At 38.8% G+C, this 23,729-nt stretch carries 20 protein-coding genes; 12 read left to right on the top strand and 8 right to left on the bottom strand.

What is annotated here, in order from left to right:
* Positions 1–39 precede the first annotated feature (39 nt).
* Together Q0A08_RS23955 and Q0A08_RS23950 are read left to right on the top strand one after the other, a co-directional pair.
* Positions 40–6,768, top strand: coding sequence for a response regulator (locus tag Q0A08_RS23955; protein WP_438464045.1), 6,729 nt, complete (start codon positions 40–42; stop codon positions 6,766–6,768).
* A gap of 120 nt (positions 6,769–6,888) precedes the next feature.
* Positions 6,889–7,842, top strand: a complete 954-nt coding sequence (locus tag Q0A08_RS23950; protein ID WP_438464044.1) for a GGDEF domain-containing protein — start codon at positions 6,889–6,891, stop codon at positions 7,840–7,842.
* Positions 7,843–7,925: 83 nt separating this feature from the next.
* Here the strand turns inward: Q0A08_RS23950 and Q0A08_RS23945 are convergent, their stop codons facing one another.
* Positions 7,926–8,312, bottom strand: a complete 387-nt coding sequence (locus tag Q0A08_RS23945) for a hypothetical protein (protein WP_438464043.1) — start codon at positions 8,310–8,312, stop codon at positions 7,926–7,928.
* Positions 8,313–8,434: 122 nt separating this feature from the next.
* Here Q0A08_RS23945 and Q0A08_RS23940 point away from each other — a divergent pair, with 122 nt between their 5' ends.
* Positions 8,435–9,280 (top strand): helix-turn-helix domain-containing protein, encoded by an 846-nt coding sequence (locus Q0A08_RS23940; protein ID WP_438464042.1) that lies wholly within the window; start codon positions 8,435–8,437, stop codon positions 9,278–9,280.
* Here the strand turns inward: Q0A08_RS23940 and Q0A08_RS23935 are convergent.
* Both Q0A08_RS23935 and Q0A08_RS23930 read right to left on the bottom strand, forming a co-directional pair.
* Positions 9,243–9,845 carry an NADPH-dependent FMN reductase gene (locus Q0A08_RS23935; protein WP_438464041.1) on the bottom strand — a complete coding sequence of 201 codons (603 nt, stop codon included), beginning with the start codon at positions 9,843–9,845 and terminating at the stop codon, positions 9,243–9,245. The genes Q0A08_RS23940 and Q0A08_RS23935 overlap by 38 nt on opposite strands.
* Before the next feature lie 69 nt (positions 9,846–9,914).
* On the bottom strand, positions 9,915–10,469 hold the full coding sequence (locus Q0A08_RS23930; protein ID WP_438464040.1) for a YgjV family protein: 555 nt from the start codon (positions 10,467–10,469) through the stop codon (positions 9,915–9,917).
* A gap of 300 nt (positions 10,470–10,769) precedes the next feature.
* Between Q0A08_RS23930 and Q0A08_RS23925 the strand changes: the two genes are divergently transcribed.
* The 3 genes from Q0A08_RS23925 (at position 10,770) to Q0A08_RS23915 (ending at position 12,355) form a co-directional block, all read left to right on the top strand.
* Positions 10,770–11,240, top strand: a complete 471-nt coding sequence (locus tag Q0A08_RS23925; protein ID WP_438464039.1) for a pyridoxamine 5'-phosphate oxidase family protein — start codon at positions 10,770–10,772, stop codon at positions 11,238–11,240.
* 25 nt (positions 11,241–11,265) lie between these two features.
* Positions 11,266–11,685, top strand: a complete 420-nt coding sequence (locus Q0A08_RS23920; protein WP_438464038.1) for a GFA family protein — start codon at positions 11,266–11,268, stop codon at positions 11,683–11,685.
* Positions 11,686–11,878: 193 nt separating this feature from the next.
* Entirely contained in the window at positions 11,879–12,355 is a 477-nt protein-coding gene (locus tag Q0A08_RS23915) for a hypothetical protein (protein WP_438464037.1), read from the top strand.
* A gap of 79 nt (positions 12,356–12,434) precedes the next feature.
* Here Q0A08_RS23915 and Q0A08_RS23910 read toward each other — a convergent pair whose 3' ends face one another.
* Positions 12,435–12,977 carry an RNA methyltransferase gene (locus Q0A08_RS23910; protein ID WP_438464036.1) on the bottom strand — a complete coding sequence of 181 codons (543 nt, stop codon included), beginning with the start codon at positions 12,975–12,977 and terminating at the stop codon, positions 12,435–12,437.
* A 117-nt stretch (positions 12,978–13,094) separates the two neighbouring features.
* Entirely contained in the window at positions 13,095–13,838 is a 744-nt protein-coding gene (locus tag Q0A08_RS23905) for a DUF1499 domain-containing protein (protein ID WP_438464035.1), read from the bottom strand.
* Between the two features lie 190 nt (positions 13,839–14,028).
* On the opposite strand from Q0A08_RS23905, the gene Q0A08_RS23900 reads away from it, so the two are divergent.
* Positions 14,029–14,958, top strand: a complete 930-nt coding sequence (locus Q0A08_RS23900; RefSeq protein WP_438464034.1) for a LysR family transcriptional regulator — start codon at positions 14,029–14,031, stop codon at positions 14,956–14,958.
* 93 nt (positions 14,959–15,051) lie between these two features.
* Here Q0A08_RS23900 and Q0A08_RS23895 read toward each other — a convergent pair whose 3' ends face one another.
* Both Q0A08_RS23895 and Q0A08_RS23890 read right to left on the bottom strand, forming a co-directional pair.
* The gene (locus Q0A08_RS23895) at positions 15,052–15,888 is read right to left on the bottom strand and encodes a phytanoyl-CoA dioxygenase family protein (protein ID WP_438464033.1); all 837 of its coding nucleotides are present in this window, start codon (positions 15,886–15,888) and stop codon (positions 15,052–15,054) included.
* Positions 15,889–16,102: 214 nt separating this feature from the next.
* Positions 16,103–17,689 (bottom strand): ABC-F family ATPase, encoded by a 1,587-nt coding sequence (locus Q0A08_RS23890; protein WP_438464032.1) that lies wholly within the window; start codon positions 17,687–17,689, stop codon positions 16,103–16,105.
* Positions 17,690–18,223: 534 nt separating this feature from the next.
* On the opposite strand from Q0A08_RS23890, the gene bluB reads away from it, so the two are divergent.
* From bluB to Q0A08_RS23875, 3 genes are all read left to right on the top strand, one after another.
* Positions 18,224–18,904 carry a 5,6-dimethylbenzimidazole synthase gene (bluB, locus tag Q0A08_RS23885; RefSeq protein WP_438464031.1) on the top strand — a complete coding sequence of 227 codons (681 nt, stop codon included), beginning with the start codon at positions 18,224–18,226 and terminating at the stop codon, positions 18,902–18,904.
* Between the two features lie 56 nt (positions 18,905–18,960).
* Positions 18,961–19,353, top strand: coding sequence for an MAPEG family protein (locus Q0A08_RS23880; protein ID WP_438464030.1), 393 nt, complete (start codon positions 18,961–18,963; stop codon positions 19,351–19,353).
* A 175-nt stretch (positions 19,354–19,528) separates the two neighbouring features.
* A complete protein-coding gene (locus tag Q0A08_RS23875; protein WP_438464029.1) occupies positions 19,529–20,863 on the top strand; it encodes an aspartate aminotransferase family protein in 1,335 nt (444 codons plus the stop codon).
* Between the two features lie 64 nt (positions 20,864–20,927).
* On the opposite strand, the gene Q0A08_RS23870 is transcribed toward Q0A08_RS23875, so the two are convergent.
* A complete protein-coding gene (locus Q0A08_RS23870) occupies positions 20,928–21,404 on the bottom strand; it encodes a hotdog fold domain-containing protein (RefSeq protein WP_438464028.1) in 477 nt (158 codons plus the stop codon).
* 199 nt (positions 21,405–21,603) lie between these two features.
* Between Q0A08_RS23870 and Q0A08_RS23865 the strand changes: the two genes are divergently transcribed.
* Positions 21,604–22,128 (top strand): peroxiredoxin, encoded by a 525-nt coding sequence (locus Q0A08_RS23865; RefSeq protein ID WP_438464027.1) that lies wholly within the window; start codon positions 21,604–21,606, stop codon positions 22,126–22,128.
* A 328-nt stretch (positions 22,129–22,456) separates the two neighbouring features.
* On the top strand, positions 22,457–23,713 hold the full coding sequence (locus tag Q0A08_RS23860; RefSeq protein ID WP_438464026.1) for an SGNH/GDSL hydrolase family protein: 1,257 nt from the start codon (positions 22,457–22,459) through the stop codon (positions 23,711–23,713).
* The last annotated feature ends 16 nt before the right edge of the window (positions 23,714–23,729 follow it).

Raw genomic sequence — 23,729 nt, 5'->3', positions numbered from 1 at the left:
CCTTAGAGAGAGAAGTTTAATTGGATAGAGGAAAAGGACTTGCTTGATTATATAATTCAATCGACCGTTGTTAATAAACAGTCAAAGGTATTTTCACTTGCCAAAGATAAGGACCAAGAACAAGTCTTAATCAAATATGCCAAGACAGATGCTGATGATGAATCTCATTCCGGTGAAATTGAATTCGAATATAATTTAAATACCAAGCTCAATTCAAGTTGGTTAATGCCATTAAAAAAACTGGTTTATGCTGAACCAGACCATAACCCTGTCATTTGTTATGGGGTTCGAAATGGCGACCTACTCTCCAACCTTATTAAACATTTCGAACTTGATCTAAGTGAAAAACTTCGTATTGCGGTAATGATGGCTCAGGCAGTACATGAACTGCACAAAAACCACATTTTAATTCGTAACCTCAGTCCTGAAAGCTTTTGGTTAAGCCAAGATAGAAACACTCTATACATTGCTGATTTATCCCTAGCAACGCCTTTAAAAAGTGGCGAAGTGATGGGGGCAAGTACACCTAAACTTGGCCATATTGCCTATGTTTCTCCTGAACAAACTGGTCGTTCAAACTTATCGATAGATAACCGAAGTGACCTTTACTCATTAGGCGCTAGCCTTTATGAACTTTTTAGTGGCAGACAGATATTTAATTGTGAAAAGTTAGATTTATTAGAGATTATCCACTGTCACCTCACCCAAAAGCCACAAGAGCTAGCAAGCCTAGTCTCCCCTATTCCAAGCATGTTGAACAAAATCATAAACTGCTTGTTAGAAAAGTCGCCCAAATTTCGCTATCAAAGTAGCTTTGGTTTAGTAAAAGATTTGCAACGCTGTTACCAGTCTTACAAAAACAATTTAGAGACAAAAGACTTTGCAATTTGTGAACAAGACACGCCAGAAAGACTGCATATCAGCCACAAACTTTATGGTCGTGACCATGAGATGAAACAGCTAATAAACCAGTTTGAAGCCGTGATACAGGGTACGAGTTCATTAACCTTGATTACTGGTTTTTCTGGAATTGGCAAATCATCACTGGTGAATGAATTACAGCAGCCAATCATCTCTCGAAAAGGCTTATATAGTAGTGGTAAATGCGATCAATTTAATCATAAAAAACCTTATACGGTTTTTGTTCAAGCCTTTCGTCGATTGGTCAGACAACTCACAGGACTAGACGCTAAAAGTAAAACCTTTTGGCAACAACACTTATCAAACGAGTTAGGTGATAATGCCGGCGTTATTTACGAGATCATCCCAGAACTCGCCATACTCTTTGAACATCCTATTGAAGCGGCAGCACCACTAGGCGTTAGCGAGTCAGAAATACGTTTCCAGATTACCTTTAACAAGTTTGTCCATGCCTTTTCTAATACCCAACATAGCCTGGTGATTTTTTTAGATGATCTTCAATGGGCGGACTTTTCATCTTTGAGATTAATTGAAGAGCTACTAAAGCAACAAGGCTCTTTAATGATCATTGGTGCCTATCGCGATAATGAAGTAGACGAATCTCACGCACTGCACAGTACTCAAAGACGCATCGAAAATAATGGTAATAAAATATGTCGATTAGAGCTTAAGCCTTTAACCGCAAGCAATGTTCAGGCACTTATCGCTGACACTCTTTGGTTAAAACCAGAGGAAGTCGAAAGTCTAACCCAGTTATGTATCGACACTACTCAGGGAAATCCATTCTTTGTTAACCAGTTCCTGCTAGAGCTTTACGAGCAATATCATATTTATTATGACTTTGATTTAGGCCATTGGCAGTGGAATATTAAAAACATCAAAAACCTGAAAGTTAACAATAACATTGTTGATTTAATGGTGAATAAACTCAATCAATTTAGCCGTGAATCACTCTATACTATTCAACATGCCGCCAATTTAGGTAATCAGTTTTCCTTAAAAGATCTGCATATGGTGTCTGGGCAGAGCGTTATTCAAGCCTATGAAAACCTATGGCCTATGATAGAAAATGGCCTTATTCTTCCTCTTAATGAAAGTTATCGCTTTGGTACAGATGAGCGACTTTTAATTAAAGCCGAATTTTGTTTTTTACACGACAGAGTACAGCAAGCGGCTTATCAATTTATTGACGAAGAATCTATTCCTCTATTCAAGCTAGATGTCGGCCTTAAGTTGTATCAATCTTCCTCAGATACTCAACTTGAGCAAAAACTTTTTGATATTGTTGAGCAATTGAATGCAGGGATAGAGTTTGCATTAGAATCAGATAAGCGTCTTATTTTACAACTCAATTACCAAGCAGCAGAAAAGGCAAAACGTTCGTCTGCCTACACTTTAGCTCAATCTCTTTTAAAAGAAGCGCTTACACTTGCCCATTTAGCCAATGACCAACAGCATTTAAACTTATTACTTTCCCTTGCAGAAGTGAGTTACATGGTGGGTGACTTTGAGCCCGCCGAAGCCTTATATGCAAAAGCGTTAACACTTGCTAGTACACCACTAGAGAAGATCCGTGTCTTCACAGTACAAATGGCGCAATACCAAGTACAGGGGCGTTTTCATGAAGCGATAGAATTGCAAAAGCAAGGCCTGTCCTTACTGGGAGTTAACATTCCTGATAATGATGAACTCATTGCAGCTGAGTTTATGGATGGATTTGAGCGTATCAAAGCCCTTACTGAAGGTAAAGATATTGCAAGCTTGATTAATCAGTCAGAAATTACAGATGTTGAACAAGAAGCCATTCTGCAATTATTGTGGGGCATGTGGTACGCAAGTTATCTAGCGGGGGCGATTCCCCTTAATGTGCTTAGCTCTATCATAATGACAGAGATTTCTTTAACAAAAGGCCATACGGATATTTCAGCCTTTGCTTATGTTAACTATGCGCTTGCCATCACAGCCGTCCATGGGCGTTATGATATAGGTAATGAGTTTGGCCAGCTGGCAATTGCTTTGTCAGATAAACGACCGAACAAATTAATGCGTGCTAGTGTTTATTTCCTCTATGCAACATTTACCCAACATTGGAATAAAAACTTACATCATTCCGTTAACTATTTTGATAATAGCTTTGACTGGGCTTTGCAATATGGGGATTTAGCCACTGTAGGCTATATCTGTGCGGTGCGAGGAAGTGACACCCTAGCTCGTGGGGATGATCTCTCTCAAACCCACGCCTCTCTAGTTCAAGACATTGCACTTCTTAAAAAGCACAAACAAACGGATATGATAGATTGCGTTACGGTTGGCGCCTTGCAATCAGTTAAAGGTTTACTCGGCCTGACTCATAAAGCCGTTAATTTTAATGATGAAAGCTTTAATGAATCTAATTTCTTAAAAGACTACCAAGAGGCACCTCTTCACTTAGCGTATTTTTATAATGCCAAAATTCGTCATAGCTACCTGATGCAAGATACCGAGGAGAATCAGTTACATAATGCCGCTCAGTTAGAAACCGTCGTAACCTATGTGTCAGGACAGAATAAGATAGCTGAAGCAAGTTTTTATACTGCGCTTATCTTAATCAAATTTGCGGATAAATCTAACCTAGAACATTGTGGAAACTTAGCGAAAGCAAGAACAATCTTAGACAGCTACTCACTTTGGGCAGACAATTGCGCCATTAACTTCAATCATAAAAAGCGTCTTTTAGACGCAGAAATCGCCCGTATTTCAGGTGATGATGCCACAGCTCAAGAAGCCTATGCGGATGCAATTGAAGAAGCTAACCAACATGGTTTTATTCATATGTGCGCCCTAACCAACGAATGCTTTGCCCTTTATTGGAAAGACAAAGGTAAACAGCAAGTTGCCAAGAGCCTTATTCAAACGGCTCATAAGGCCTATTTAAAATGGGGCGCAATTGCAAAGGCAAAATTGATAAGAAGTACATGGCCAAATATTAAGTTTGATATTCCAAATGAATCAGGCCACATCAGCCTAATGGACCATGTGGACCTTCAGAGTTTACTCAAAGTTAATCAGATTATTTCAAGTGAAATTCAACTCACAAGTCTATTAGAAAACTTGATGCGTATCCTGTTACAAAATGCCGGAGCAGATAACGGTTGTTTTATCCGAGTTGAGGAGAAAGAGCTATGGTTAGAAGCCAGAGGTACGGTTAACAACATTGAAGTTATGTCAGATCAACTCCTGACTAATTATTCTAATCATACCGATATCCCTCTAAGCATTATCAAACAAGTTGAGAACTCACTTGAAATTGTTTTAGTCAATCAGGCCGCAAAGGATGACGAGTACGGCAATGATACCTACTTTGCTAGTCACAACCCGAGTTCCAGTTTATGTATCCCAATTACTAACCAAGCAAAACTTGTGGCAATTGTTTATTTGGAAAATAAGAATATTGAACATGCTTTTAGTGATAAACAAATCACCCTATTAAAAGCGATTGCAGCTCAAGCTGCGGTATCTCTTTCCAACGCTTATTTATACAGCACCTTGGAAAATAGAATTAACGAGAGGACCAAAGAACTAAACGAAGCTCGTTTAAGCGCGGTTAAAGCTAATCAGTCTAAGTCTAACTTCTTGGCTAATATGAGCCATGAAATAAGAACCCCTATGAATGGGGTTATAGGTTTAAGTCAGTTATTACTCAAAACAAAACTGGATGGCAAACAAAAAAATTATGCTAAGAAAACCTTAGAGTCTGCGAACTCACTACTCACCATTATTAATGACATCCTCGACTTTTCTAAAATTGAAGTGGGGAAAATGACACTAGAAGCAGAACCATTTAATCTAGAACAAGTCATTAGAAGAGTGACCACAATATGCGAGTTAAAAGCGCATAATAAAGACCTAGAGCTCATCGTAGACATTGACTCTGAAGTACCTTATCACCTAATTGGTGACGCTCTTAGGTTAGAGCAAGTTCTGCTCAACCTTACCAGCAATGCGGTGAAATTCACTAAATCCGGTCATGTCATTACCCGTGTCAAATTGACCAATGAGACCCTCGACTCTAAGCTAGCTCACTTACGAATTGATGTAGAAGATACAGGTATCGGCATCAGTGATCAGCAAGCTAACCTCTTATTTGAGTCTTTCACTCAAGCTAATGACTCCATTACAAGAGAGTTTGGCGGTACTGGCTTAGGGTTAGCTATTTCCAAACAATTAGTCGAACTGATGCAAGGAAGTATTTCTGTTACTAGCCAACCCAATATCGGATCTACGTTTTCATTAACCTTAATTTTAGAATGCACAGATAAAGTCGTTAAACCACAAAATAAAAATATCTATCATGATTTAAATATTTTGGTTGTAGACGACAATCCTATTTCACAGCAAGTTATTTCAAGAATGTTAGATCATTTAAACATCAGCTGCATTTTAGCGGATGATGGTTATGAAGCCGTTAAACGAGTTCAAGAATCTGCAGAAACTGAAGAACCTTTTGACATGGTGATCATGGATTGGAAAATGCCTAATATGGATGGTATTGAAGCCTCTAGAATTATAAAACAGGAGCTTAAGCTCAATAGTCCTCCTCAGATTTTGATGCTTTCCGCTTATGATAAAGATGAGGTTAAAAAATTAAGTTCGCCAATTACCGTTGATCACTTTTTAGAGAAGCCGGTTAGCCAATCCACTTTGATGGAAACGATCAGTGAAGTATTAGGTATGTGTGCTCAAGCCCACTTACCTCATGAGTTAAGTGTTAGCCCCGAGCACAAACAATATAACTTCAGTCACTGCCAGATTTTATTAGTCGAAGATAACGAAATTAACCGACATGTTGCCTTAGAAGTATTAGCTGAAACCGGTATTGCAGTCGATGTTGCATTAAATGGACAAGAAGCCATTAACTTGGTTTCAGTCAATGATTACCAGCTTATTCTAATGGACGTACAAATGCCCATTATGGACGGTTTAAGTGCTACCAAAAAAATCAGACAATTCAAAACACAAAACCAGCTCCCTATTATAGCAATGACAGCACATGCCATGCCTTCTGAAAAAGAAAAGAGTTTGGCAGCAGGCATGAATGACCATCTTACCAAGCCAATAAACCCTCACACATTATTTGAAACACTCAATGCCATATTGCCTAAAGCAGGTGAACTAAATTCAACGCCGACACAAGCAACCACCCCTATCGCGGGTGTTGAGGCGGGCATGGACACCATCACATCATTGCGAAAAATAAAAGATCTGGATGTGGAAAGAGCCCTAGAAAGCCTACAAGGTAAAGAAAGCCTGTATCTCGATATTACCCGCAATTTTCATAACCAATACCAGAGTTTTAAGACAAGTATCGAAACTTTGAAGCAAGAAAACAATACAGATGGCTTTTATCGATATATACACTCACTTAAATCTAACTCAGCTTACATAGGCGCATTTGATTTATCTGAATTGGCTAAAAATATGGAAAATGCTATTTCTGAAGGACGCTTCATAGATACCACCTTAAGCCCTTTAATGAAGAGCTTAAAGCATATATTTGAACAATTGGATCAAATATTACAAATGCCTGAAATCTCTAGCCAAGTAAGTAATTCAAGCTTTGATAAACAAGAAGTAATCAGCAAAATAAACGAACTTATCCCGTTAATCGCTGATGCTGACGCGAGTTCAGAAGATGTCTGCCATAGTCTAACGGAGCTTTGTTTTGGTACAAAATACTACGATTCATGTAAAGCAATCGCAGCCCTACTTGATAACATAGAATACGGAACCGCATTAGAGTTGATTAAAAGTTTAAATATAGACTTAACAGATGATCAAAACGAAAAGGAAGGTGTTTATGATACTTAAACCTTAAAACGTTAATATTAAATTAAGCAACTTATAGTTAAAAATAGATAAATTAAAGGTGCAAAGTTACCCTAATCCTATTAGGTTAACAGATAAAAAAAGACACTAAGGAAGATGTCTATGTCAATTGAAAAGCAAACAGTGCTAATTGTAGATGACGATGTGAATAGCCGTAAGATGTTGCGTGAACAACTTAAATCTATGGCAAAAATTATTCTAGCGAAGAATGGAATTCAAGCGATAGAACTTGCTAAACAGCACCTGCCAACCTTAATTCTGCTCGATGTAATGATGCCCATTATGAATGGGTTTTCAGTACTCGAACAATTAAAGCAATCAGAAGAAACCCAGCATATTAATGTTATTTTTATAACGGCCCTCGATTCCCACGTTGATGAAGCTTACGGTCTTAAATTAGGGGCATGTGACTATATTCATAAGCCTTATCATTATGAGATCGTTAATGCCAGAGTCAGCACTCACCTTGAGTTAGCAAAACAGCGCAAACTACTCGAAGATTTAGCTCACTATGACAGCCTGACCATGATACCAAACCGTCGCTTTATGGAAGAGCATCTCACAGTAGAAAGAGCAAAGGCAGTGTTATCAAAGCAACCTATTTGTATTGCTTTGGTAGATGTAGACTTCTTTAAAAGCTACAACGATAACTATGGCCACAGAGCAGGTGATATCGTTTTGAAAAAGGTGGCAAGGCACATAAAGCACACACTAAACAGAGAGTCTGATTTTGTGTGCCGTTATGGTGGTGAAGAGTTTTGTATTATTCTTCCCAATACAGAAATATCCATTGCAAAAGATATTTTAGAGACCTGTCGTTTAGAAGTACAAAATCTCGCGATTGAGCATAATTTTAGCGAGATTTTCCCTGTCATAACCGTGAGCATAGGTGCTTGTGTTATTACACCTAAAGACGAAGACAGCTTAGAAAGTATTTTCGTTAAAGCAGATGATTGCCTCTATCAATCGAAAAAGTCGGGCCGTAACCAAGTGACTATGCAATCTTTTGACACCCATGAAGAAATAAACGCCTGCCAGGCTTTACCTGAATTATGAAAAGCTCTTTAAGGGAATAAGGTTAGTCTCCTTATTCCCTTTCACTTTCACTTTCACTTTGGGTGATTAAACTTTCAAACAGTCTATTTTGCTTTTGCCTGTTTAAACAATTGTGTTTTTTCATGCCCAGTTATCGCAGGCCCTGAAATAGCACTTAGGCTTAGCTTACCCAGCATTATTAGCAAAGCAGCAGCAAGAGAATCTAAGAAAACACCAAGAAAAGCACCGATTGCACCAAACTCATCAGGCATATTATGCATAGCAGCAAGTGTATAAGTGCCCGTTAAATAATGCAGGGCTAAAGCAACCCAAAAACCAAAACAATAAGGGCAACGCCATGCCTGATATAAATAAGCTAGCGGTGCCGGTAGCCTTTCAACTAAATAGTTAAACCAAGTCCCCCAGTCAGGCAACTTTTCCCAAATCAAGATGTAGAGACTCAACCCTACCAATACAATACTAAAGTCCATCACCATTCCTCTTAAATATCGGCTTTATGTCTTAAGATTTAAATTATCTCATTGAAATTTGGCCAATATAATTGACAAAACTGTGGGATAATCGGCTTATTCTCCGATAAAAGAAAAACAGCATGCACTCAGATCAAGCTTTTCAAGTGAAGCATCATAAAATCAAGTCCCTTTCTCATGAGGAGCACAGCTCTCAAACTGATCATATTTTGATGCTAATAAATGAAGGTACTCTGAGTATGAAGTATCAAAATCAAGTTGAGCTGAGTAAAAATATGCTTACCCTCATTCCACCAGGTGTCGCTCACACTCTAGTAGGAGGGGAAGATTTAGATATATGGTGGATGGGGTTCTGCCCAAGTTGCTTAACACTGGATTTTGAGCCAAGTTTGTTACAAACATTTCGTCAGATACGTCTTGGCGCGTTACCTGTGTTTCAAGTTAGCCAAGATAGAACTGGCTTTATTAACCGCATGTTTGAAGAGTTAGTCAGTCTTCAAAATAGTAGTGAAGCTAATATAGAAATCATTCAAAAAAGTTTAATCACCTTGATTCTGCATGAGGTAAACAAAGCCAGTAAACCCTTTGAAACAAAAGCTAAACTCACAGATATAAAAGTAAGTAACGCATTAGATTTTATACAACAGCATTATCTCACCCCAATTTCCTTAAAGGATGTGGCTAACGCAATACATTGCAGCCCTTCCCATCTAGCTTATTTAGTTAAACTAAATACAGGCTTTACCGTGGGGCAATGGATACTCAATAGTCGTTTAACTCAAGCCTGCACTCGTTTAATTCACTCAGATCAAGATATAAACCATCTTGTTGATGAATTAGGCTGGCATGATGTTACCCACTTTATTAGGCAGTTTAAAAAGGCCTATGGCATTACCCCATCTGCTTGGCGTAAGCAGCAGAAAAATCATTTTAAGCAGGCTGATTTAGCGCTTCAAAATAAAGATTGAGCTTATTATCTAATTGGCCAACTAGATCAGATGATATTAAGTCTGCAGTAGAGCGAATCTGACTACCTAATAAGGGTAAAGTTAAACTCGCTTCTTGAATCACACGTCCTGACATAGTGGTAACAATTTCTGTTAAAGCATCTTGAGCATGATGTGCCCTTGTAGAAGTGTTAATGAGCATTAAAGGCATATCGACAAAGGATTCACCACTTACCAGCCAGTCCAATGTATTTTTTATCAACCCAGTGACGCCATGGGCATACTCTGGACTAGCAATAATAAGTCCATCAGTTTGCGCCATGGCATGCATTAAATGGCTCAATGCCGCTAAGCTTTTTTCATCAGTTTGCAACGAACTAAGATCCCCGCTCTCAAGAGCAAGTTCCAAATCAGGGTTAAAAAAAGGTAAATCACCAAGCTCATCAAAGATATGAATCTCAAGCTCATTTTGAAATAGGCTTTGAGTTCTAAATTGAAGCGCTTCCAGCACCATTCTATTAAAAGATTGTTTACGTAAACTGCCACAAAATGCGAGTAAGCGAATAGGTGAACTTAACTGATCCATCAACTAACGTCCTTTATAGTATTTTAACAAGGGAACCTACAAATAAGTTATCCGCCTCAGCGGGTGGAATTAATCGCAGGTTCCCAAGGCTTTGGCTGGCCTAATATAATGGCGATAATACCCAATCAGGTTGCTTGAAATAAACAAAAGTTCCATAACAACGGCTGCTGGCGAACCAACCATATAATTATGAACTAACCAAAAGCTGGTACCCACTATCATCAACTGTCGTAAAACCTTATCTGATTCACAAAAGCTTGCGCGAGTTTGAAACAAAGTACCGATACAGCTAATCACACTAATCAGCCCCGCAAACGTGAAGGCGGTTGCTGTGACAGAACAGGCAGAAAAAAACCACATCATTTTTTTAGAGGTAGTCACAATACTTGAGAGATAACGCAAGGTAGCGATACTCATCAAAATAGAGGCCGTCCATTGCTCTAACAAAATAAAATGCGTTGTAATAAGTAAGCCTGCGACAAATAAACAAGCAACAATTTTATGTCTTTCTTTAAACTGAAAAGAGCAAAAATCAAAAATGATAGCGATTCCAATCAAGCACTGAGATAAAAAGAAAGGGTCCAAAAGGTTGATATCTGAAACGCTATTTAATAAATTTTCCATTTATATTCCATATAAAGGATTAATGACTAAGCCTAGTGAAATATCACCACTAAAAATATATAAGCGACCTCTAAACAAAGAGTAGCTAAGCTTATACAGCCTTCAGGCGTTACCCTTAAAAGCGTAAATTTGTATGTAAAATATCATTTGAATTTTAACGATTAAATATAGATTTTCACACTAATGAATTGAATATTATAAACAAAATAAAGCACTTAGGATCTTGCTATAAAAACCTAAATCGAACATTCTGTAGTCAGTTTATTCCAAATTCAGATTTCATAATGTAAAAGGTTTAGCATGCTAACAGAAGACGTATTAACCTCCATTGAAGAAAGTGTTCTTTGTTGGCTTGCCACCGTTGATGTTCATGGCACCCCTAATGTGTCACCCAAAGAGATGTTTGTTGCGTACGGGAAAGGCAATCAAAAAACACACATATTAATTGCCAATATCGCGTCACCTAACAGTGTTGCCAACATTCGGGCTAACCCAGCCGTCTGCTTAAGCTTTGTCCACGTATTCAAACAAAAGGGATATAAGCTTCAAGGTAATGCTCGCATTCTTAATAAAGATGATGAAAGCTTCACTGAAAAACACCAGAGTCTCTACGCGCTTACAGGTGATGACTTTCCTTTTCAGCGCATTATTGAAATAGAAGTACTGAAAGTGAATCCTATTTTAGCACCTAGATACAAGCTCTTCCCTGATACCACTGAAGCAGATCAAGTCGCGTCAGCATTAGATACGTATGGTGTTAGGCACAAATAACATTAAACTCGTTAAGGAGAATAAAATGAGCACGACTCAATACCCAGTTTCAGGTAGTTGCCAGTGTGGACAGGTCACTTTTTCCTTATTAGCCGCTCCAAATATGGTGATAGCCTGTCACTGTAAAGCATGCCAAAAATTAGCAACCAGCGCCTTTAGTATTACCGCTGTCATGGACAAGGATAATATTGATATTCAAGGAGAGCTTGCTGACTGGGGGAGAATGGCTGATAGTGGTAATGAAAATAACGCAAAATTTTGCCCTTCTTGTGGTAATCGGATTTATCATTTCGACCCTAAAATGCCTAATATCATCAAATTTAAAGGGGCCTCAAGTTTAGATGACACCAGCATGTTAAACCCTAACGTGCATGTTTGGGTGAGTGAAAAACAAGCTTGGTTTGATATTCCTGAAGGGGCTAAAACCTATGACAAACAGCCATGATTAAAGGGGCTAAAGAAATACTTTTATATTAAAAGCATTTTTTTGAACGAATAATTAAACTTTTATATAAAGCAATTGTCATATCTTTGTCAGTTTTTTAAATAAAAATGACACTTTAAATAATTGCACAAATCACAGTAACCACTAAGCTAAAGCCTAATAAAGGCAAATTGATTAAACAGGAAATCAACCTATGTTGAAGCAATACATTACGTCGAAAAACCTTTTTTCATTGTTCATTATGTTCGTATTTATTCAATCGTTGTTTTTTAAATTTAGTGGATCTTATGAAACCCAATATATTTTTGGTGCATTAGGTGATTGGTCTGGGCTTGCTTGGTTTGGCACTTATGGTGGCTATATTATTGGCACGGCAGAACTTATCGCCTCTATTTTATTAGTAACACGCTTACATGCAATTGGCGCCTTAATGGCCGTTGGTATCATGACAGGTGCAATCTTCTTCCATTTAGCAACACCGTTAGGTGTGGTTCAACCAGCATTTGATGCTGCAGGTGAAGTCATCGGAAGTGATTCAGGTACGCTGTTTATTATGGCTTGTCTAGTTTGGGTGAGCGGTGTAATGCTTGTACTAAAAGATTTAAAAGATCCTTCTAGCCTATTAGCCGACTTGATGGCTAAGCTTGGTATTTTAAAAAAGGCTGATTAATAAAATAATCATTATTTAAGAAGAATAAGGAAGCCCAATTCATTTCCCCGTGATTGGGCTTTTTTATTGCCTAGAAATCTTACTTGCGATTATGAGAGAGTCCCTTCACTTTCACATTATTATTTCTATCACGGCTTTTAAGAATCAGCTCATCACCTGCATCGGCTTTATTCGATTTAGCCAGCCTATCGTATAGAAGAACATTTACACTGGCAGCAAGATTCATACAACCCACTGTCGGCACGAATACAACATGATCCGCTTTATCTATAACTTCTTGGCTAATGGTGTTGTCTTCTGGACCAAAAATATAAATGGCTTTTTCAGGGTGTACAAAAGCAGGTAAGGGAGTCGCCCCTTTTACTAGATCAACACAGACAATTTTAGTGTCATCATCAACACTTTTGGTTAAACAGTCATGCCCTAGACTATCAACATTTTGAAGCGGGATATCAATACGTACTTTTTTAGTATCTGTGGTTAGCTTTGCAGCCCTATCATAGCGGCGTCCTGTATAAAGAACTTGGTCAACTTCATAACAGCCCGCAGCCCGCATGACAGAGCCCACATTAGACGTACTTTTAGGATTAGTTAGACCAATACAGACAAATTCGGTTTTCATTAATAGCTAAAACTCAAGAGAAAGGAATTAAAAACGAGCTAATCATATAGAAAACCCAACCAAAAAACAGCCTAACAAACGAATGTTAGGCTTCATGTATTCATTTGGTAATGGTATTTAACCCTGATTAAAATTTTCAATAAAGGTTCTTACACGTTCTGCGTTGGCCCCTCTATCATCAAGGCCTACTCTTGAGTGAGAACGGATATCCAATAAACTACCTGCTTCATTGGATTGAATTCGAATAACAACATCATCTTTAAAAGCAAAAAAGAAACTGGTTGCTACGGCTTCTATTTTACCTAATGCTTTGTCTTCCAAAACGACTTCCCAACCCGCTTGATTAACTAGCTTGAGCGCTTTATCAAAAGCCGTTTGATGAGAGAGCTCAGAGTCAATAGTTCGTATATCTGGATAATGTTCAGCTTGTATTTTTGCAAACGTATCTGGGAATACTAAACTGTTACTGCTTTCTGGCCTGATACTAATAATCGCATCAAATAAAGGTGGGTTTTGTGTATCGGTAGTCACATCATTTAACGCTGGAATCGGCATACCTGATTCACTCATTATTGACTCTGGCATTTTATTAAACCAAATACCGAGTATTGGCATTAGAAGAAGGATAACTGCCAAGCCTGATCTTAAACGTGTTTCAGCCTCACCCACAAAAATAATCACCGCCACAACTAATACCGCGACCGCAGATTGAAATGTGCTTTCTAGCATGTCACTGGCAACGCGGAAATTAAAAGCGCCGAACCTGACACCAAATATCGCCAACAAGGCACAAAAGATACAAATAACACTGGCAATTAAAACTAGCTTTGACCAAACCTTTGAACCTTCTGGAAACGGCATACTCTCCCCTAAATTAACAACTGACTGTCGAGTTTTTTTTACTTGTTGGCAGCAGAATATATAGCATACAGCAATAAAATCATATGATATTCAATTGCCTAGTAAAGATAAGAATAGGTGTTCCAGTTTTCCTAAATGGAATAGTATTAGATATTTCATTCTATTTTGTCATAGCAGGCTAATTATGGATATGTCGCAATTATCACGGGTGAACATCAATTTATTAGTTACCCTACAAACATTGCTGAAAGAAAGAAGCGCCTCAGCGGCTGCCAATAGCATGAACCTAAGCCAGTCTTCAGTGAGTAAGAATCTCGCTCAGTTAAGGCATCTTTTTAATGATCCTCTCTTTCACCGCGGCCCTCATGGCTTAATTCCAACTCAGTTCACTTTAGAGATTGAGCCTAAGCTAACCCAAGCTTTATTTGCTTTAGATAAGCTTTTTGCACCAGATGAGTTTAGTCTTGAGCAACATAGGGGCAAACTTAATATGTCTATGCCTGAGAGTGCATTTGAGTTTTTACTCTCTCCTATTATTACAGAGTTAACCAATGAAGCGCCGCATATCCAATTAGATACCTGGTTTAAAGACACACTTAGCTTAGAGCACCTTAATCAAGGTCTAGTCGACTTCGTTATTTTGCCTCAAGACCTAGGACAAGCCGCTAAAATAGGCAATCAACTCATTACCCATGAACTGTATCGTGATGAATTAGTTTGCTTACTACGCAGCAATCATCCGCTACTACAAACCACGAACCTAAATTGGGACCAAGATACTTATTTAGCCTGTCGTCATATTCATGTAAGAGATAATGAGCTAGGTGCACCCATTTTTGATCAAACGTTGGCAGAAAGAGGACTACACAGAAATATTGCGGTACAAGTACCTGACTTTCACAGTGCAAGTGCACTTTGTTCTAATTCGGATTTGGTTTTTACGACATCAACAAACTGGGCAGACTATATCTGCAACAAGCTTGAGCTCACCTGCTTGCCTATGCCATGTGCAACCCTACCCGTTGTTTATTCATTAATATGGCACCAAAGAAGTGAGTCAGACCCCGCTCATTTATGGTTTAAAGATAAACTCATTAAGGCAGGTGAAGCACGTCAATAGAAGACACAAAAAAGGCCGCTCATTTTGTGAGCAGCCTTTGATTATTCTTACTCGCCTTCTAGTTCAGTAAGTAAGCAAAAAAGAGTAGCCGTATTAGTTAGAAAAACCTTTTAATGGTAAGTCTTTCGCATGAAGCCAGTTTTCATTGGCATATTCTGTCGTGCCATCAGTGACATGCAAGGTATAAGCTTGACGCGATTTATTAGAACGGTTTGGCGCGCTATAGTGAGGTAACTTTCCTTGGAAAACCACAAGACTCCCCGCTTTTACTTCAACAGGAATTCCTGTATCAATTGGCCAAGGCGTATCATCTAAAGGCAGCATATTAGTATTGCTTCCTTCTCGGTTAAAACGCTCTCTCAATGGCCCTTTATGACCTTTAGGCTCAACCCAAAGACATCCATTCTCTAGAGTTGCATCTTCCATTGCAAACCAATAGGTCACAACACTTTGGGGTGTTGTAAAGAAAAAGGTCGCGTCTTGGTGCCAATTTACTTCACCACCAATTTTAGGTTGCTTATAAATATACATAGATTGGCGAATTTGTGGTGACGACAAGCCAATATCCTTAGCAATATCACCCAGCACTTTTTGATGGCTAAAGCGATTAAAAACTGGATCAAGTTCATGTAATGCATGGCCAATTTTATTGATACACAGAGATCTATCTTGAACAAACTCCCCTCTCTCATCAAAGGCCTCTTCTTCGAAAAAGCAGCTCATTGTTTCAGCAGAGTCTAAGAAAAAATCATTTCCGCTTCTATCATTATCCTTAGTGCTGAAAGTGTGCGATCTATCGTCATCATGCCAGTCATTCACAATTTTAGCGGCTTGTGTTTTAACTTCATCTAGTTCTTCAAGCCCGAACACCTGATCAAGTACAAGGAAACCTTGATCATGAAATTGATTAACCTGCTCATCATTCAACATAACTTAACCCTTATAGCCTTTCTAAAGATCACAATAATTTATGCTATAACTTTACGAGTAAAAGCCATGTTCTAATAGAGAAAATACTGAATAAACTATTTTCCATTTTGGAATATCACTAAACACGTAAGGAGCCTGCAATTCAGTCATCCATAAAAAAAGAGCGCCTAGGCGCTCTTTTCTACTAAATACCAAAAACGGATGTTTTTAGAATTTATCCAGCTTGTTTTTCAAGGTACTCATCATAAGTACCGTGGAAGTCAACAATGCCATTTGGTGTTATTTCAATGATACGTGTTGCCAAAGAAGAAACGAACTCACGGTCATGAGAGACAAACAACAAGGTGCCTGCATAGTTGTCTAGCGCCAAGTTTAACGACTCGATAGATTCCATATCTAAGTGGTTAGTAGGCTCATCCATTAATAGAATGTTTGGACGTTGTAGCATGATCTTACCGAACAACATACGGCCCTGCTCACCACCAGAGATAACCTTAACGGATTTTTCAATCTCTTTTTGTGAGAACAATAAGCGACCTAAGGTGCCACGCATAACTTGCTCATCATCACCTTCTTGACCCCATTGCCACATCCAATCAATCAGTGTTTTATCTTCTTCGAAGTCAGATGCATGGTCCTGAGCGTAATAACCAATCTGTGAGTTTTCAGACCACTTAACGGTACCTGCATTAAGATCAGTATCACCAACTAAACATTTTAGTAGTGTTGATTTACCAATACCGTTTGGTCCGATGATAGCAATACGTTCACCCACCTCAACCATAAGGTCTAGATTTTTAAAGATCTCTTCCTCATAGGTTTTACCTAAGCCTTCAACCATCAAGGCATTACGGTGAAGTTTTTTCTCTTGTTCAAAGCGAATAAATGGATTCTGACGAGAAGAAGGTTTAACTTCATCAAGCTGAATTTTATCGATTTGCTTCGCACGAGAAGTCGCTTGCTTAGATTTAGATGCGTTAGCAGAGAAGCGGCTAACGAAAGCTTTAAGTTCGTTAATTTGCGCTTTCTTCTTAGCGTTATCAGACAATAGACGTTCACGAGATTGAGTCGCAGCAGTCATGTATTCATCATAGTTACCTGGGAAAAGGCGTAATTCACCATAATCCAAGTCTGCCATGTGTGTACAAACACTGTTAAGGAAGTGACGGTCGTGGGAAATAATAATCATGGTGCAGTTACGTTCGTTAAGCACACCGCCTAGCCATTCGATAGTATGAATGTCCAAGTTGTTGGTAGGCTCATCAAGTAACAAAATTTCTGGTTCAGAGAATAATGCTTGCGCTAGCAATACACGTAGCTTCCAACCCGGTGCAACTTCGGTCATAGAACCATAATGTTGCTCAACAGGAATACCAACACCAATCAAAAGCTCACCAGCACGTGCTTCTGCAGAATAACCATCCATTTCCATGAATTCAGCTTCAAGATCACCCGCACGAAGGCCATCAGCCTCTGTCATATCTGGGTTAGCATAGATAGCGTCTTTCTCAGATTTAACGGCCCAAAGCTCTTCATGTCCCATGATCACTGTGTCAATAACACTGTATTCTTCATAGGCAAATTGGTCCTGTTTCAATTTACCAAGACGCTCATTTGGGTCTTTAGAAACATTACCTGATGTTGGCTCTAAATCGCCCCCAAGAATTTTCATTAGGGTGGATTTACCACAACCGTTAGCACCAATTAAACCATAGCGATTGCCTTCGCCAAATTTAACAGATACATTTTCAAAAAGTGGTTTAGCACCAAACTGAATAGTTAGATTTGCAGTAGTTAGCAAGGTCGTCTTCCGATTAAATTATCAATTAAAGTGTTGATCGATACTGTCATTGAGCAACTGTTCATTTTTTAAAAGCAACACTGACCAGTATCAAATAAAATTTGGCGGCATTATCGCACAAATGAATCCAGACATCAGCATTCGCTTAAGAATTAGTCATAGCTTCTTGATGTTTTTAGTCTCTCTTACCTGTTATTCACTCAAGCTATCGCTTAATTATGTTCTCGCTGTTGGTTAAACAAGGCGACTAACAGTCATTATTTTTAATACTTAGGGTTTAAAAGAGTCCAGAACAAAGGTTAGCAATTCCCATAACTTAGTTTAGTTTTCTCTAATTTGAGGCTAAATTGTCAGCAGCAAATAAAATTCGTCACACCTGCTGTAAAGAAAGGTTAAAAAAGAAAACAATCTAGTCTAGTATCTAATGCTAAAACTTAATCAAACCAAATGAGGGATTATTGGTGGAACTCAGTTTAGCCATTTATTATTAAAATAAATTGACTAACTGATAGCCTGTTAGAGCTTATATAAACCATGAATAATACCTTTGATTCCAACAAGCAGTTTGACCAAGCTGCCAGTGATATCTTAAGTGAAATAATCCAGCATAGACGTGATGTACGAGGGAACCGCTTTCTTAAAGACACGATCAAAGAAGGTGACCTAAAACAGATTTTAGATGCCGCATTACACGCACCTTCTGTTGGCTTTTCCCAACCTTGGGAGTTTGTCTTAATTCATGATGACGAAATCAAGCATAAAATTAGCCAAAGCTTTCATCGCGAAAATGAAAAAGCGAAAGAAACCCTTTCCAATAGTCTTGATGATGAAAAGCAAGCGCTCTACCAGTCATTAAAATTAGAGGGCATACAAGAATCCCCTCTTAATCTTGCCGTTTTCTACAAACCTAATAATGCACCGGTTCTTGGCCAAACAAGTATGCCGGATATGGGCCGCTTTAGCGTGGTTTGTGCGATTCAAAATATGTGGTTAATGGCAAGGTCACTTAACATTGGTATGGGCTGGGTAAGTATACTTAACCCTGACGATGTGAAGTTTATTTTAAATGCCCCAAAAGACAGAGAATTAATCGCCTATCTATGCTTAGGTTATGTCGATAAATTTTACGATAAACCTGAACTAGAAATCCGCAAATGGGAAGCCCGTAAAAAGGCCGAACAAGTCGTTATTAACGAGCAGTATGCTGATGTATGAGCCTTTAAACTAAGTAAAAAGTGATAATACATTCATCTGACTAATAAGAGATTATTATGATAATAGGTTTTTATCTTTGTTTGTTTAGCCTCTTGATTTTGGCCTTATCTTTTAATGTGGTGAAACAAAGACGCATTTACCGTGTTCCTTTTGGGGATGGAGGCTTTAAACCTCTGATATGGGCAAGATCTGGTCACATTAATGCCTTAGAAAATATCCCCATAGCGCTCTTACTACTGGCTAATCTTGAAATAAACAACACACCAAATTGGTTTATTCACACCTTAGCAATCAGTCTACTTATTGCCCGCATCATGCATGCAAAAAGCACGTTAAAGGGACGTTGTCGCGGTCGAGCTCTTGGAATGCAAATCACATATGCCATTGTTTTTATTTTAGTTATTGCGAACCTTATTATTCTGCCTTATCACAAAATATTTTCTTTTTAAGATCCGATTCTAAGTCGTTTTTTAAACACAGCTTTTTAAGCCCTTCTTTTAACATAAATTAGTGCGCCTTTTCTGTTTCACCAAGTGGAAAACCCTAGGTGAAACAGGTATGATGCGCTCGCAAAATCTGGTGTATTACCAGCAACCTCATCTCCTTTACATATGCAAGAGCCCCATGACTGATCAAGCTAAACCTCAATCTGCAAAACTACTTAAAACAGCCCATACACATATGCCTATGGGCGTTGCCGATAGCTACCGCTATTGGGGCGAAGATAAAACTGTTTTCGTAAAAAGTACTAAAGGCGCGACCATCACAGATTGTGATGATCAAGAGTTTATCGACTTTCGTCTTGCTTATGGCCCTATTATTCTAGGTTACCGTGATTCACGTGTTGATGAGGAAGTGATTAAAGCGATCACTCAAGTGGGCACTATTTCTGGTTTTTCTACCGAACTAGATTCTGAAGTTGCGACCTTAATCAAAGATCTTTGCCCTCAAATTGAAAAGCTTCGTTTTGCTAACTCAGGCACAGAAGCGGTATTAGGTGCAGTACGAACAGCGCGTGGTTTTACAGGTCGCAATAAAATTGTGGTTGTCGAAGGTGGTTTCCACGGTTTATACGATGAAATGATGTGGAAATCAGATGTTGATAATTGGGATGCGAACACTCAAGCAGCACCTGAAGTGGCCGCTTTTGGTATTGGTATTCCAGAAAGCAGCAAAGAACATCTTGAAACCGTTCCTTTAAATGATCTAGAGGCATTAAACGAAGTTTTTGAGCGAGTTGGTCATGACATCGCTGCGATTGTTATCGAGCCTATTATGGGTAACTGCGGTAGTATCGCAGCAACTCAAGATTATATTCAGGCTTTGCGTGATATTTCTGACAAGAATGAATCATTGCTTATCATGGATGAAGTTAAGACAGGTTTCCGCGTTGCTAAAGGCGGTGTTCAAGAACTCTATGGTATTTATGCTGATTTAACGACCTATGCAAAGGCCATGGGTAATGGTTACCCTGTTGCCGCTTTTGGTGGTAAAAAAGACATCATGGATAAGATTAACTTTGGTAAGAACGGCGTGACTCACGGTGGTACTTATACTGCTAACATGATCGCTTTAAGTGCTGCCAAAGCAACGTTAACACTATTGCGTGATACCGATGCGCTTGCCACAGTCGATGCAAACGGTCGCGCAATCCAAGAACGTCTAGGTAAAGTATTTAGCCACTTTGGTATAGAGCACAGATTTGCTGGCCCTGACGCTATGTTTGGTATTCACTTTGGTAGCTTTGTCCCTCAAAACTACCGTGATTGGAAACAAACAGACTCAGAGCTTTACACTGAGTTTGCTTTTAATCTAATTAATAAAGGCATCATGCTAGAGCCAGATTCACGTGAGCCTTGGTTTATCTGTGAAGCCCATCAGAATATTGATCTTGATTGGTTGGAAGCAACCGCTATGTCTGCGATGCAAGACGCTATCGAGACACATAAAGCTAAATAGTTTTATCTTAAAGCAGCAGGCATTTTGTCTGCTGCTTATTCGATTTGAGCGAACTTATCTTGTACTATTTTCTAGCGCTCACCTTCATTTTAATTTGGGCATTAAAGACTTCGACTCCCTGTGTATCTAATACACTCACAGGCAAAATATGATCCCCTTCTTGCAAGTTTTTATAGTCAGCTATTTCACAAATGGCTCTTAAATTAGTTTTCGCCATCTTCTGATATTTCACTTCCATTCCCACAGGAATCCAACGATACCGAGCATCCAAAGAGACATCTAAACAAGTGCCGGCCGCAAGTTCAGCAGCATTACACATAGCAATCGCATGAACCGTATTAATATGATTTGTCACGCTACGACGTTTCTTAACATGCACTTCCACGCGGCCAGGCTCTAACCCATGAAAGTAAGGGTGTATTGATGCAAAGTAAGGGGCCTTAAAGCATACAGCCTTAGAAAATAAAGTGCGCCCCAAACGATTTCGCCCCAGTTTCCCCCATAAGTTTAGCGCCATGCTCCTTGATGCTTGGTAACTCATATGATCACTCCAATCCAATTGAAATATCACAATAACCAATCATTTTTTAATTCAATAGGTTAAAAAACAGCAAAATAGCTAACAATAAACGCCAGCTTGTCTGGATTTAAGCGCAATTCACTTGCACCTTAACCAAATACATTAGAGACTTAAACTTCTACTTAAACGTCTAAATTGTATCTTAAACAAGGATTAACACATGAGAAGCACAGTCCCTCAGGTCACGTTCAAGACTCGCGTAAGAAATGAAGCATTAGGTGGTCCTAACCCGTTTGAATGGAAGGATCTAACCAGTGATGATGTTTTTAAAGGTAAGAATGTCGTTGTATTCTCTCTACCTGGCGCTTTCACACCGACATGCTCTACCTCTCACCTTCCTCGTTTTGAAGAGTTGTACGATGAATTTACAGCACAAGGTGTAGACGCTGTTGTTTGTCTTTCCGTTAACGATGCTTTCGTCATGTTCCAATGGGGCAAAAGCCAAAATGCTCAAAATGTTTTCCTATTACCTGACGGTAATGGCGACTTCACAAGACAAATGGGTATGCTAGTTAAAAAGGATAACCTTGGCTTTGGTATGCGTAGCTGGCGTTATGCTATGTATGTTGAAGATGGCTCAATCACCAAAATGTTTTCGGAAGAAGGTTTCCAGGATGATGCACCAGCAGATCCATTTGAAGTCTCTGATGCCGATACAATGTTAGCTTACCTGAAGCAAAGATAAGCGAATCAAACCATAGCTTAATAGGCATATTGTTAGGCTATGGTGCTCTTTATAGCGTTTTAAAACGCCATTTTATGAATTCATTGACTCTCACACCGCTTTTACCCTTCCTTTTAAATTTCATATTGCAAAATATTTTAGAGATGTTAACGGCAATAAGTTTTATTAAATGAGCCTTTAATAAAAAATATTTGAGCCCACAGATATTCCTATTGGTAATTTTGATATTTTATTGATATAAAAATTTGTAATATTTCTGTTTAATTTTTGATCATATGTATCAAGTTTTTCAGACATAGAGGTTTTACACTTTTTATGGAGTTAACGAATGAATCAAACAATAAAAAAATTCGGCTTATTACCTTTTCTACTTTTGCCTTTCTATGGTGCGACAGCGAATGCGGCTGCAGACCTATCAAGCAAACAAATAGCTAACCTTCAGTCGGATGAAACTAAGACCTATGTTAGGTGTTGGTATCGCCCTTCAGGAAATCATAATGATGCAAGTACCAGTTGGGAGTGGGCATTAAAAGATGATGGTAGTTACTACTCGATAAAAGGTTACTGGTATTCAAGTACCTCTTGGAAAAACATGTTTTATACGGATGTTGAAAATGCCACTATTCGTGAGCGTTGTGAAGCCACTCTTAATGCCGATTACGATGGTGCAGATATCACTTTTTACGCTGCAGATACACGTTTATCCTATAACCACACTATCTGGACAAATGATGTTTCCAGTAATGATGACAACGTAAGTAAAATCAATAAAGTGGTGACATTTGGCGACAGTATCTCAGATGCTGGCAACATCTATAACGCTTCCCAATGGATATTCCCAAATGATAAAACTTGGTTCCTAGGCCACTTCTCAAATGGCTTGGTTTGGAATGAGTATTTATCGTTAGCAAAAGGTTTGCCTAACTATAACTGGGCAGTTGGCGGTGCAGCGGGCTCCGATCAATACGTGGTGCTATCGGGTTTAACTAGCCAAGTAGAGTCCTATGTTGAATACATGCAGTTAGCGAAAAATTACGACACTAAAGACACACTTGTGACTTTAGAGATAGGCTTAAACGATTTCGTAAACTATGACAGAAGCGTTGCAGAAGTCAGTGCCGACTTCACTGAAGCGGTTGATAACCTTGTCGCTAACGGCATTGAAAACATGCTGGTATTGGCACTTGTTGATGCATCCATTGCACCTCAATTCAAATATTCTGATCCAAGTAAAGCGGCTGAAGTAAATGCTAAAATTGTGGAATACAACGCTTTTGTAGAAGGTAAAGTAGCTGAGTATCAAGCCCAAGGCCTTAACTTTGTGCTTTATGATACCTTTAGCCTATTCGAAGACATTGTCGCTTCACCAGGTGACTATGGTCTTCGTAACACCAGTGATTCTTGCCTAGATATCAATCAAAGCTCGTCTTCAGATTATTTGAAATCTCATGACCTTCGCTCAGATTGTGAAGCCTATGGTTCAGACACTTACCTTTTCTGGGGCGTAACACACCCAACGACACAAACACACAAAATCATTTCTGATGCTGTAGTTGAAAGTGCGCTACCAAACTTTAATTTCTAACCTTAACGTCTGAAAT

This window comes from Marinomonas sp. PE14-40 (genome assembly GCF_051623805.1).
In the GTDB taxonomy this organism is placed as follows: domain Bacteria; phylum Pseudomonadota; class Gammaproteobacteria; order Pseudomonadales; family Marinomonadaceae; genus Marinomonas.
This window is presented reverse-complemented; position numbering and strand designations above follow the sequence as displayed.